Consider the following 14,192-nt stretch of genomic DNA (forward strand, 5'->3'; position numbering starts at 1 on the left):
GATCACGTCAGGACATCCCCAGCTCACGGTCGATGAAGTCGAAGACCTCGTCCGGCGTCGCGTCCTGGAGCTTCTCGGCGACCGTGTCGCCGCCCGCCGGCGCGTCGGCCTCGTTGAGGGAGGCCAGCAGCGCCCGCAGCCGCTCGGTGATCCGAATTCGGGCGCTCCGGTCCGGCGCCGAGCCGGAGAGCGCCGCTTCCAACCTGTCCAGCTCACCGAAGACCGGTGCGACCCCGACCACCCCGCCGTCGACGATCGCGGCCCGCACGTACTCGGCCAGCCCGGCGGCGGTCGGGTAGTCGAAGACCACCGTGGCGGGCAGCCGGACGCCGGTCGCCGCGGTGAGCCGGTTACGCAGCTCCACGGCGGTCAGCGAGTCGAAGCCGAGTTCCCGGAACGCCCGGTCCGGCTCCACGGCGTCCATCGAGGCGTGCCCGAGGACCGCGGCGGCCTGCCCGCGTACCAGCTCCAGCAGGGTCTTGCGCCGCTCGGCATCGGTCTGCCCGGCGAGCAGCGCGGCCAGGGACTCGGCGGAGACGCCGGTCTCCTCGGCCCGCTCGGCGACGGCCCGACGCGCCTCGGCCACACCCGCGATGAGCGGGCTGGGCCGCACGGCCACGAACCCGGGCACGTAGCGGGCCCAGTCGATGCCGACCACCATCGTCGCCGGCTCGTCCCGCGCGACGCACTGCGCGAGCGCCGTAAGCGCCTGCCCGGTGTCGAGGCGGGACACGCCCGTACGACGGCGGCGCTCCTCGACGGCCTGGTCGGTGGCGGCCATGCCGCCGGCCGCCCAGGGACCCCACGCCACCGAGGTGGCCGGCAGACCCTGGCGGTGCCGCTGCTCGGCGAGGGCGTCGAGGTAGGCGTTGGCGGCGGCGTAGCTGCCCTGCCCGGCCGCGCCCAGCTGGCCGGCCATCGCCGAAAACAGCACGAACGCGCGCAGTTCCCGCCCGACGGTCAGCTCGTGCAGGTGCAGGGCACCGAGCACCTTGGGCCGCAGGACGGTGGCGAGCCGGTCGGCGGTGAGCCCGTCGAGCACCCCGTCCTCCAGCACGCCGGCCGCGTGCACCACGCTGGTCAGCGGCACCTCGGCCGGCACCTCGTCGAGCAGCTTGGCCAGCGCCGCCCGGTCGGCCACGTCGCAGGCCGCCACGGTCACCCGCGTGCCCGCCCCGGTCAGTTCCCGGACGAGGTCGGTGACGCCGGGAGCGTCCGCACCGCGACGGGAGACCAGCATCAGGTGCTCGGCGCCCCGGGCGGCCAGCCAGCGGGCCACCTCCGCGCCGAGCGCGCCGGTGCCGCCGGTGACCAGCGTCGTGCCCGGGTAGCCGGCCTCGTCGGTGGCGGTCTCACCGCCGGGCGAACGCACCAGCCGGCGGACGAGGATGGTGGCGCCGTCGACCGCGAGCTGGTCCTCGCCGTCGAGGCCGGCGAGCGCGGCGCAGAGCAGGTCCCAGCCGTGGTCGTCCAGGGTGGCCGGTACGTCGATCAGGCCGCCCCAGCGCTCGGGGTGTTCGAGGGCCACGACCCGGCCGAGGCCCCAGAGCAGCGACTGCTCCGGTCGACCGGGCGCTCCGCCCCGGGTGGTACCGGCGGCGCCCCGGGTGACGCACCACAGCGGCGCGGCGACGTCGAGGTCGCCGAGCGCCTGGATCAGCGCCAGCGACCGGGCGAGGAACGGCGGCACCGGCTGGGTGTCGTCGACCGCGCCGTCGGCGAGGGCGAGCAGCGACAGCACCCCGTCGACCGGGGCCGTTCCGCCGTCGGCGGTACGGGTGGCGCCACTCAGGTGCGCGACGAGGGCGTCCCGGTCGGTCAGGTTCTCCGGCACCGACACCAGCCGGACGTCGGCGCCCCGGCCGGCCAGCTCGACGGCGGCGGCCTCGCCCTCCTCCGGGTTCCGCTCGTCGGCGATCACCCACCAGGCGCCGGGCAGGAAACTGACGGGCGTCCCGGTGTACGGCTGCCAGACGCTGCGGTACCGCAGGTCGTCCAGGCTGGAGCGGTTGCGCTGCTGGCGCCGCCAGGAGGCGAGCACCGGCAGGGCCGCGCCCAGCCGTTCGAGGGACTCCGCCGCGTCCTGCTCGGTGAGTTCCGCGAGCGCCGCCAGGTCCTCGCTCTCGACGGCCGCCCAGAACGCGGAGTCGACGCCGCTCGGGGTCACCTCGGCGCCGTCCTGCTCCGTCACCGTGGTGGGCCAGAAGCGGCTGCGGTCGAAGGCGTACGTGGGCAGTGCCACGGTGTCGGTCTCGGCCAGGACCGTGCTCAGGTCGACGGGCAGGCCGATCGTGTGGGCGGTCGCGAGGTTCGTCAACAGCCGCGTCGGATCGTCGTCGCCGCGCCGCAGGCTGCCCAGGGTGTGCCCGGTGACACCGGCGTCGTCCAGGATCGCCGTGACCGGCATCGTCAACACCGGATGCGGGCTGATCTCCACGAACGTCGTGTGACCCGCCTCGACGGCCACCCGCACGGCGGCCTCGAACTGGACGGTCTGCCGCAGGTTGTCGTACCAGTAGTCCGCCGTCATCGAGGACGGGTCCACCCAGTCCCCGGTCAGCGTGGAGACGAGCCGGACGTGGCCCTGTCGCGGAGTCACGTCGGCCAGGTCGGCGCGCAACTGCTCGGCGACCTCCTGCACCGCCGCCGAGTGCGACGCGTAGTCCACCGGGATCAACCGCGCCCGCACCCCGTCGGCCTGACACGCCTCCACCAGGTCAGCGACCGGCTGCGGCGGACCCGACACCACCACAGTCGACGGGCCGTTGACCGCCGCGACGCCCACGCCGGGGAACTCCCCGAGGCGCTCGCCGACCGCCTCGGCCGACAGGTCCACCGACGCCATCGTCCCCGTGCCCCGCAGCACCATCAGCGCCCGCGACCGCAACGCCACGGCCTTCGCCGCATCCTCCAAGCTGAGGATCCCCGCCACACACGCCGCACCGATCTCACCCTGCGAGTGACCGACCACCACAGCCGGGGTGACCCCCGCGTGCTGCCACACCGCCGCCAGAGCGACGCCGACGGCCCACAGCACCGGCTGCACGACCTCGACCCGCTCCAACCACGACTCGTCCTCGCCGGTCAACACCGCAACCAGGTCCACGTCCAGGTACGGCGCCAGGGCCCGCTGGCACTCCGCCAGCCGCGCGTCGAACACCGGCGCACGACCGACGAGCCCGGCAGCCATCCGCGCCGACTGCGCACCCTGACCCGGGAACACGAACACCGCACCCGTTCCGGAGGCCGTACCCGTGACGAGGTTCCCCGCCGGCGCGCCGGCGGACAGGGCGTCGAGCCCGGCCAGCAGCTCGGCCACCCCGGCGCCGACGACGGCGGCCCGGTGGTCGAACGTCGACCGGGTGGCGGCGAGGGACCAGCCCACCGCCGCAGCGTCGAGGTCGGCGTGCGCGCGGACGTGCTGGGCCAGGCGGGCGGCCTGACCGGCCAGCGCGCCCTTCGACCGCCCCGACACGGCCCAGACGACGACGTCGGAGGCCACGAGTCCCGGGCTGCGGCCCTCGGTGGCCTCGCCGTCGGTCTCCGCGCTCTCGGCGGGCCGGTCCTCGGGCAGTTCGATGATGACGTGCGCGTTGGTGCCGGAGATGCCGAACGACGACACCGCCGCCCGGCGCGGGCGCTCCACCGCCGGCCACGGCCGCGACTCCGTCGCCAGCTCCACCGCGCCCGAGGTCCAGTCGATGTGCGGCGACGGCTCGTCCACGTGCAGCGTCGCGGGGACCACGCCCTCGCGCATCGCCAGCACCATCTTGATCACACCGGCGACACCGGCGGCGGCCTGGGTGTGGCCGATGTTCGACTTCACCGAGCCGAGCAGCAGCGGCTCGTCGCGCTCCTGCCCGTACGTGGCGAGCAGGGCCTGCGCCTCGATCGGGTCACCGAGGGTGGTGCCCGTACCGTGCGCCTCCACCACGTCCACGTCGGCCGTGGAGAGCCGCGCCGAGGCCAGTGCCTGCCGGATCACCCGCTGCTGCGAGGGCCCGTTCGGGGCGGTCAGCCCGTTGGAGGCGCCGTCCTGGTTGACGGCGCTGCCCCGCACGATCGCCAGCACCTCGTGACCGTTGCGCCGGGCGTCCGACAGCCGCTCCACGAGCAGCATGCCGACACCCTCGCCCCAACCGGTGCCGTCGGCACCAGCCGCGAACGCCTTGCACCGGCCGTCGGCGGCCAGGCCCCGCTGCCGGGAGAACTCCACGAACAGCCCGGGCGTCGCCATCACGGTCACGCCGCCGGCGAGGGCCAGGTCGCACTCGCCACGCCGCAGCGACTGCACCGCCAGGTGCAACGCCACCAACGACGACGAACACGCCGTGTCCACCGACACCGCCGGCCCCTCCAACCCCAACGCGTACGCCACCCGACCCGACACCACACTCGCGGCGTTGCCCGTGCCCGCGAAGCCCTCCACCTCGTCCCCCGCCACCATCAGCAGGGCCCCATAGTCCTGACCATTCGTGCCCACGAACACCCCTGTTCGCGAACCCCGAAGGACCCCAGGCTCAACCCCTGCCCGCTCGACCGCCTCGTACGACACCTCCAGCAGCAACCGCTGCTGCGGATCCATGGCCAACGCCTCACGGGGGGAAATCCCGAAGAAACCGGCATCAAACTCCGCCGCCTCGTAGAGGAAGGCGCCGCTGCGGACGTAGGAGGTGCCGGTGGAATAGGGGTCGGGGTCGTAGAGCTTCTCGACGTCCCAACCCCGGTCGCCGGGTAGGTCGGACACGGCGTCGCGGCCGGCGTGCAGCATCTGCCAGAACCGCTCGGGGTCGTTGGCCCCGCCGGGGAAGCGGCAGGACATGGCGACGATGGCCACCGGCTCGTCGTCGCCGAGCGCCACCGGGGCGGTCTCGGCGGCCACGGCGGTCTCGCCGCCCAGTTCCTCGTGCAGGTGCCGGGCGAGCGCGGTCGGTGACGGGTAGTCGAAGACCAGGGTCACCGGCAGCCGCAGCGAGGTGGCGGTGGCGAGCCGGTTGCGCAGCTCCACCGCCGTCACCGAGTCGAAGCCGAGGTCCCGGAACGCGTGGTGCGGGTCGACGGCCTGGCCGTCGGCGTACTTGAGGACGGTGGCCGCCTGGTCGCGGACCAGGTCGAGCAGCGCCTGCTGGCGCTCGGCGGCGCTCATCCGGGTGAACGCGCCGGCGGGGTTGGCCTCGTCGGTCTCCTTCGCCTCGGCGAGGCCCTTGGTGGCCTGCAACCGCTGTGCCTCGGGGATCTCCGAGATCAGCGGGCCGGGCCGAGTGGCGGTGAACGCGACGAAGAACCGGTCCCAGGCGATGTTCGAGATGGTCAGGAACGTCTCGTCGTGCTCGACGGCCTGGTGCAGGGCCGCGACGGCGAGCCGCGGCGGCATCTCGGGTGCGCCGTGGCGGTGCAGCATCCGGCCGAACTCGCCGTCGGCCATGCCGCCACCGCCCCACGCGCCCCAGCCGATCGAGGTGGCGGGCAGGCCGAGGGCCCGCCGGTGCTCGGCGAGGGCGTTGAGGAAGGCGTTGCCGGGGGCGTAGTTGCCCACGCCGGAGCTGCCGACGGTGCCGGCCATCGAGGAGAACAGGATGAACGCGTCGAGGTCCAGCTCGCGGGTCAGCTCGTGCAGGTTCAGCGCGGTGGTGACCTTCGCGCTGAGCGCGTAGTCGACCTGCTCCAGGGTGAGCGAGTTGATCACCGAGTCGTCGAGCACGGCGGCGGTGTGCACGACGGTGGTCAGCGGGTGCTCGGGCGGCAGGTCGGCGAGGACGGCGGCGAGCGCCGACCGGTCGGCGGCGTCGCAGGCGGCGACGGTCACCCGGGCACCGAGCGCCACCAGCTCGGCCTCGAGGTCGGCGATGCCCTCGGCCTGCCGGCCGCGCCGGCTGACCAGCACCAGGTGCGCGGCGCCGTTGGCGGCGAGCCAGCGGGCCATGTGGCCGCCGAGCGCGCCGGTGCCGCCGGTGACCAGGGCGGTGCCGGAGGGCCGCCAGGTGCGCGGGGCGGGGGTGTCGCCGAGCGGGGCGTGCAGCAGTCGGCGGCCGAACGCGCCGGCCCACCGCAGCGCGACCTGGTCCTCCCCGTCGGCGCCGGCAAGGACGCGCACCAGCCGGCGGCCGGCCGCGTCGTCGAGCTCGTCGGGCAGGTCCACGAGGCCGCCCCAGCGGTCCGGGTGCTCCAGTGCGGCTACCCGGCCGAAGCCCCAGGTGAGCTGCTGGAGCGGGTGCGGCAGCGGGTCGGCCGGGCCGGTGGCGACGGCGCCACGGGTGAGGCACCACAGCGGCGCGCGGACGCCGGCGTCGCCGAGCGCCTGCACGAGGGTGACGGTGCCGGCGAAGCCGACCGGCACCGACGGGTGCGCCGGGGCGGGCGTCTCGTCGAGCGGCAGCAGCGACACGATCCCGGCGGGCCGGGCGCCACCGTCGGCGAGGTCGCGCAGCCGGGCGGCGAGCGCCGCGCGGTCCGTGCGGTCGGCGTCCAGCGCCAGCGGTACGACGGTGCCGCCGTGCCGCCGCAGCGCCTCGCCGCAGAAGGCGGCCTCGGCCGCGCCGGTGTCGTCGGGGCCGGTGAGCAGCCACCAGGTGCCGGTGACGGTCGGCTCGCCGGCGGCGTCGGGGGCGACCGGCGTCCAGCTGTCCCGGTACCGCCAGGAGTCCACGGTGGCCTGGTCGCGGTGCCGGCGACGCCAGGCGGCGAGGACCGGCAGCACGTCGGCGAACGCCGCGTCGGATACCGGCTGCGACTCGGTCGTGGCGGAGAGCTCGGCCGTGAACGCGCTCAGGTCCTCCGCCTCCACGGCCGCCCAGAAGCGGGCGTCGACCTCGTCGTCGGCCACGGGACCGGCGACGCCGGCAGCCGGGGCGGGCGCGGCGGACGGCTGCGGCCAGTAGAGCTGCCGCTGGAACGGGTACGTGGGCAGGTCGCGACGCCGCCCGGCGAGGCCCGCGAAGGCGGGCCGCCAGTCCACCGGCGTACCTCCGGTCCAGACCTCGGCCACCGCGCGCAGGAAGCGGCCGAGGCCGCCCTCGCCCCGGCGGAGGCTGCCGGTGACGGTCACCGCGTCCGGGTCGGCGGCGGCCAGCTCGACGCTCTCCTGCACGGCCATGGTCAGCACCGGGTGGGCGCTGACCTCGACGAAGGTCTGGTAGCCGGCGGCGACGAGGCTGCGTACCGCGTCGTCGAAGCGGACGGTCTGCCGCAGGTTGCGGTACCAGTAGTCGGCGTCGAGGGCGGCGGTGTCGAGCCAGTCGCCCTCGACGGTGGAGCGGAACCGGACCTCGCCGGTGCGGGGCCGCAGCCCGGCGAGCAGTTCCAGCAGTTGGTCGCGCAGCTGCTCGACGTGGGCGGAGTGGGACGCATAGTCCACGGGGACGCGGCGTACCCGCACCTCGCGGGACTCGTAGTGGGCGACGAGGTCGTCGAGGGCGGCGCTGTCGCCGGACACCACCACGGAGGTGGGTCCGTTGACGGCGGCCAGGGCGATCCGGCCGGCCCAGCGGGTGATCGTCGCGGTGGCCTCGTCGGCGGTGGTGGCGACCGAGACCATGCCGCCGTCCCCGGCGATGCCTGCGATGATCCGGCTGCGCAGGGCGACCACGGCCGCCGCGTCGTCCAGGGTGAGACCGCCGGCGACGTACGCGGCGGCGATCTCGCCCTGGGAGTGGCCGACGACGGCGGAGGGGCGTACGCCGTACGACTCCCAGAGGGCGGCGAGCGAGACGCTGACCGCGAACAGGGTGGGCTGCACGACGTCGACCCGCTCCAGCGAGGGGGCGTCGGGCGCGCCGCGCACCACGTCGGTCGGCGACCAGTCGACGTACGGGCGCAGCGCCTCGGCGCAGGCGGTGAACGTCTGCGCGAAGACCGGGGCGGTGTCGAGCAGCTCGGCGGCCATGCCGACCCACTGCGAGCCCTGGCCGGGGAAGACGAACGCGACCTCGCCCGGCGTGCCGGGGACACGGGTGACGGTCTGCGGGGTGGGCCGGCCGGCGGCGAGCGCGTCGAGGGACGCGGTCAGCTCGTCGCGGTCGGCGGCGAAGACGACGGCCCGGTGGTCGTGCGACGCGCGGGTGGCGGCCAGCGACCAGCTGACGTCGGTGAGCCCGGCGTCGTCGACGGTGTCGAGGTGGTCGCGCAGGTCGCGGGTGCGGGCGGTGAGGGCGTCGACGGTGCGCCCGGAGAGCACCCAGGGCAGTTCCCCGCCCGGCCCGCCGGCCGTCGGCTCGGAATCCGGCTCGTCGGCGGGGGCCTGTTCGAGGATGGTGTGCACGTTGGTGCCGCTGATGCCGAACGAGGAGACGGCGGCGCGGCGTACGCCGTCGACCGGCTCCCACGGTCGGGCGGAGGTGAGCAGCTCGACGCTGCCGGCGCTCCAGTCGACGTGCGGGGTGGGCTCGTCCACGTGCAGGGTGGGCGGCAGCACCCCGTGCCGCATGGCCAGCACCATCTTCATCACCCCGGCGACGCCGGCGGCGGCCTGGGTGTGCCCGATGTTCGACTTCACCGAGCCGAGCCAGAGCGGCCGGTCGGCGGGACGGTCCTGCCCGTACGTGGCGATGAGGGCCTGCGCCTCGATCGGGTCGCCCAGGGTGGTCCCGGTGCCGTGCGCCTCGACGGCGTCGACCTGGTCGGGGGTGAGCCCGGCGTTCGCGAGGGCCTGCCGGATCACCCGCTGCTGGGCGGGGCCGTTGGGGGCGGTGAGGCCGTTGGAGGCGCCGTCCTGGTTGACGGCGCTGCCGCGCAGCACGGCGAGGATCGGGTTACCGTCGCGGCGGGCGTCGGAGAGCCGCTGGAGCACCAGCAGGCCGATGCCCTCGCCCCAGCCGGTGCCGTCGGCGGCCCCGGCGAACGGCTTGCACCGGCCGTCCGCGGCGAGGCCGCGCTGGCGGGAGAAGCCGACGAAGATGCCGGGGGTGGCCATCACGGTGGCGCCGCCGGCCAGGGCGAGGTCGCACTCCCCCGTCTGGAGGGCCTGCGCGGCCAGGTGCATCGCGACCAGCGACGACGAGCAGGCGGTGTCGACGGTGACCGCCGGGCCGTGCAGCCCGAAGGTGTACGCCAGCCGGCCGGAGATGACGCTGGCGGAGGTGCCGGTGGCGAGGTAGTTCTCGTCGACGTCCCCGGTGGCCATCAGCAGTGAGCCGTAGTCCTGGCCGTTGGTGCCGACGTACACGCCGGTGCGGGTGCCGCGCAGGGCGGTCGGGTCGATCCGGGCCCGCTCGAACGCCTCCCAGGTGGTCTCCAGCAGCAGCCGCTGCTGCGGGTCCATGGCGAGGGCCTCGCGGGGGCTGATGCCGAAGAACGCCGGGTCGAACTCGCCGGCCCCGGTGACGAAGCCGCCCTCCCGGACGTAGCTGGTGCCGAGGTGCTCGGGGTCGGGGTGGTACAGCTCGGCGAGGTTCCAGCCGCGCTCGCCGGGCATCAGGCTCATCGCGTCGGTGCCGGTGGCGACGAGGTCCCAGAGCTGCTCCGGCGAGGCGACGCCGCCGGGGAATCGGCAGCTCATCGCGACGATGGCGATCGGCTCGCGGTCGCGGCCCGTGCCGTCGGCGACCACCTCGCTGGTGGTGTGCCCGGCGGTGAGGCCGTGCAGGTGGGCGGCGAGTTCGGCGACCGTGGGGTGGTCGAAGACCAGCGTGGCGGGCAGGGTCATGCCCGTTTCGGCGGTCAGCCGGTTGCGCAGTTCGACGGCGGTGAGCGAGTCGAAGCCGAGGTCGCGGAAGGTGCGGTCGGGCAGCGGCTGGCCGGCCGGGTAGCCGAGCACGACGGCGGCCTGGGTGCGGACGAGGTCGGCGAGCTGCGGCAGGGACCGGCCGACGACCACGGCGCGGGCGGGGCCGGTGGGCACGGCGGGCACCCCGGGCAGGGCGGCGATCAGTGGCGTCGGGCGGCCCCAGGAGGCGGCGAGGCGTCCCCAGTCGACGTCGGCGACGGTGACGGCCGGCTCGGCGGTGTTGACCAGCCGGCCGAGGGCGGTGACGGCCTCGGCGACGGGGAGCGGGTTGACCCCGCCGCGGGCGAGCCGGGCGGTGAGGGCGGCGGCCATGCCGTCCTCGGCCCAGGCGCCCCAGGCGATGGCGGTGGCGGGCAGGCCCTGGTCGCGGCGCCAGGCAGCGAACGCGTCGAGGTAGGCGTTGGCGGCCGCGTAGTTGCCCTGCCCGGCGCTGCCGATGACCCCTGCGAGGGAGGAGAAGAGCACGAACGCGCCGAGGTCGCGGTGGGCGGTGGCCTCGTGCAGCACCCGGGCGGCGCGGACCTTGCCGTCGAGGACGGTCTGCATGCGGGCCAGGTCGAGCCCGTCGAGGACGCCGTCGTCGACCACGCCGGCGGTGTGCACGACGGCGGTCAGCTCCGGCAGGTCCGCCACCAGGGCGTCGACGGCGGCCCGATCGGTGACGTCACACGCCACCACCCGTACCGCACCCAACTCGGCCACCAACTCCGCCGCGCCCGGCGCCGCCGGACCCCGCCGCGAAGCGAGCACCACCTCGGCCACCCCGTTGGCCAGCAACCAACGAGCCACATGCCGACCCAACGCACCCGTACCACCAGTCACCAGCACCGTCCCGGCAGGCCGCCAACCCGCACCCGCGGGCGGCGCGGCCGGCAGCAGCCGCCGGCCGAGGACGCCCTGCGGGCGGATCGCCACCTGGTCGTGGCCACCGTCTGCGAGGACGGCGAGCAGCGCGTCGGAGGCGGTGCGGTCGACGCGGGCGGGCAGGTCGACCAGGCCGCCCCAGCGGTCAGGCTGTTCGAGGGCGACGACCCGACCCAGGCCCCAGGCCAGGGCGGCCCACGGGTCGGCGACGGTCTCGCCGACGCCGACGCGGACGGCGCCCCGGGTGAGGCACCAGAGCCGGCCGGGCAGGCCGGCGTCGGCGAGCGCCTGGGTGAGGGTGAGCAGCAGCGCGGCGCCGCCCGAGACGGCCGGGGCGTGCGGCAGCGCCCGGTCGGTCGCGGGAAGCACGCAGAGCACCCCGGCCCAGCCCTGGTCGCCGTGGCCGCGCAGCAGGCCGGTCAGCTCCGCGCGGTCGACGCCCGGGGTGACGGTGAGGATGTCGACGTGGGCGCCCGCAACGGTCAGGGTCCCGGCCACGCCGGCGTCGTCGGCGTCGGCGGTGACGACCAGCCAGCGGCCGGTCAGCGCCGGCGCGGCGGCGGGGCGTACCGGCTCCCAGTCGACCCGGTACGTCCAGCCGTCCACCACGGCGTCGCGTTGGCGGGACCGCCGCCACGACGACAGCACCGGTACGGCCGGGGCGAGGGCCTCGACCGCGGCGGGATCGTCCTGCACCGCCAGGTGGGCGGCGACGCCGGTCAGGTCGCCGCGCTCCACGGCCGCCCAGAAGTCCCCCTCGGCGGCGTCGCCCGGCGCGGCCCGTCCGGCGGCGTCGCCGACCTCGGGCCAGTAGCGCTGGTGCTGGAACGCGTACGTGGGCAGGTCCACGCGTTGGGCGTCGGTGTCGGCGAACCACGGCTGCCAGTCGACGGCCACCCCGTGCACGTGCAGCTCGGCCAGGCCGGCCAGCAGCCCGTGCGTCTCGGACCGGTCCCCGCGCTGCGCCGGCACGGCGAGCACGCTCTCCCCGGCAGGCAGGGCGTCGCCGACCATGGCGGTCAGGACGCTGCGCGGCCCGATCTCCAGGAACGTGTCGACTCCGGCGGCCCGCAGCGCGGTGACCCCGTCGGCGAAGCGGACGGCCTCCCGGACGTGGCGCACCCAGTAGTCGGCCGTACGGATCTCGTCGGCGTCGGCGAGCGCCCCCGTCACGTTCGACACGACGGGCAGCGACGGCGCGGCGAAGGTCAGCTTGTCGAGCACCGCGCGGAACCTGGCGAGCATCGGCTCCATGAGCGGGCTGTGGAACGCGTGGCTCACGGTCAGCCGGCGCGTACGCACGCCCCGGTCGCGCCAGACCCGCTCCACCTCGTCGAGGGCCTCGACGGCACCGGAGACGACGACCGCCGTCGGCCCGTTCACGGCCGCGATCCCCACGTCGGCCAGGCCGTCCAGCGTGGCCAGCACGTCGGCCTCGGTCGCCGCCACGGCCAGCATTCCGCCACCGGCCGGCAGCGCCTGCATCAGCCGGCCCCGTGCCGACACCAGCGCGCAGGCGTGCTCCAGCGACAGCACCCCGGCCACGTACGCGGCCGTGACCTCGCCGATCGAGTGGCCGGCGACCAGGTCGGGGGCGATGCCGAAGGACTCGACCAGCCGGAACAGCGCCACCTCGACGGCGAACAGGCCGGCCTGCGTGAACACCGTCCGGTCCAGCAGCTCGGCGTCGGCCGACCCCTCGGCGGCAAAGAGCACCTCGCGCAGGGGGCGCGGCAGGGCCCGGTCCAGGTACCCGCACACCTCGTCGAGGGCGGTGGCGAAGACGGGGAACTCGTCGTACAGCTCCCGGCCCATGCCGGCGCGCTGCGCGCCCTGGCCGGAGAAGAGCACCGCGAGCTGGCCGCGCGGCGACCCGGCGCCGACCACGACGGTGCCGGCCGGTTCCCCGGCGGCGAGGGCGCGCAGGCCGGCGAGCAGGTCGTCGCGGCCGGTCGCGGACAGCACGGCGCGGCGGTCCAGGGTGGAGCGGGAGGTGACCGACGAGAAGGCCACGTCCAGCGGGCGCAGGGTCTCGTCGGCGGCGAACCGGGCGGCCCAGCGGCCGGCCTGCGCGGCGAGCGCGGCGTCGGAGCGGGCGGAGAGCAGCACGGGGGCCACGGTGCGGGTCGCCGGGACCCTCGGCGCGGATCCGGCCTCGTCCTCGACCTCAGCGGAGGCCGGGGCCTGCTCGATGATGGTGTGCGCGTTGGTGCCGGACACGCCGAACGACGACACCGCGGCCCGACGCGGCCGGTCCACGGCGGGCCACGGGGTGGCGGCGGTGGCGAGGGTGACCGCCCCGGCGGTCCAGTCGATGTGCGGGGACGGCTCGTCGACGTGCAGGGTGGGCGGCACGACACCGTGCCGCATCGCCATCACCATCTTGATCACACCGGCCACCCCGGCGGCGGCCTGGGCGTGCCCGATGTTCGACTTCACCGACCCCAGCAGCAGCGGCGCGGCGTCGTCGCGGTCCTGCCCGTACGTGGCCAGCAGCGCCTGCGCCTCGATCGGGTCGCCGAGCCGGGTGCCCGTACCGTGCGCCTCCACGACGTCGACCTGCTCGGGGGTGAGCCGGGCGTTGGCCAGGGCCTGCCGGATGACGCGGATCTGGGAGGGGCCGTGCGGGGCGCTCAGGCCGTTGGACGCGCCGTCCTGGTTCACCGCGCTGCCGCGCACCACGGCGAGCACCGGGTACCCGTGCCGCTGCGCGTCGGAGAGCCGGGTGAGCAGCAGCATGCCGATGCCCTCGGACCACGAGGTGCCGTCGGCGCCGGCGGCGAACGCCTTGCACCGGCCGTCGGCGGCGAGGCCGCGTTGCCGGCTGAAGCCGACGAAGACCGCCGGGGTGGGCATGACCGTCACGCCGCCGGCCAGCGCCAGCTCGCAGTCGCCGTTGCGCAGGGCCTGCGCCGCCAGGTGGACGGCGACCAGCGAGGACGAGCAGGCGGTGTCGACGGTGACCGCCGGCCCCTCCAGCCCGAGGGTGTACGCGACGCGGCCGGAGATGACGCTGGTGGCGTTGCCGGTGAGCAGGTGCCCCTCGCCGTTCTCGGCCTGCGCCATCATGCCGTCGTAGCCGTGCGAGGACGCCCCGACGAAGACGCCGGTGCGGCTGCCCCGGACGGCCGGCAGCGGCAGCCCTGCCCGCTCGAACGCCTCCCAGGAGGTCTCCAGCAGCAGCCGCTGCTGCGGGTCCATGGCGACGGCCTCGCGCGGCGAGATGCCGAACAGGTCGGCGTCGAAGTCGGCGGCGGAGTAGACGAAGCCGCCCTCGCGCACGTAGCTGGTGCCCGGGTGGTCGGGGTCGGGGTGGAAGAGGTTCTCCAGGTCCCAGCCCCGGTCGGCGGGGAACGGCCCGATCCCGTCGCCGCCGTCGTGCACGAGCTGCCACAGCGCCTCGGGGCTGTCGACCCCGCCGGGGTAGCGGCAGCTCATCGCCACGATGGCGATGGGCTCGGCGTCGCGGGCCTCCAGCTCGCGCAGCCGACGCCGGGTACGCCGCAGCTCCGAGGTCGTACGCTTCAGGTACTCGACGTACTTCTCGTCCTCGTTGCTCACCGTGGACCTACCTCACTCGGCATGCCGATGTCGTTGCGGCTGGTGG

1 protein-coding gene is annotated in these 14,192 nt (G+C 75.6%); it reads right to left on the reverse strand.

Going from position 1 to position 14,192, the window contains the following annotated elements; all coding sequences use genetic code 11:
* Nucleotides 1-7: 7 nt before the first annotated feature.
* The gene (locus tag ACGFIR_RS16605) at nt 8-14,146 is read right to left on the reverse strand and encodes a type I polyketide synthase (RefSeq protein ID WP_393145783.1); all 14,139 of its coding nucleotides are present in this window, start codon (nt 14,144-14,146) and stop codon (nt 8-10) included.
* Nucleotides 14,147-14,192 lie beyond the last annotated feature (46 nt).

Origin of the sequence: Micromonospora sp. NPDC049051 (genome assembly GCF_043197575.1) — a bacterium.
Lineage (GTDB): Bacteria > Actinomycetota > Actinomycetes > Mycobacteriales > Micromonosporaceae > Micromonospora.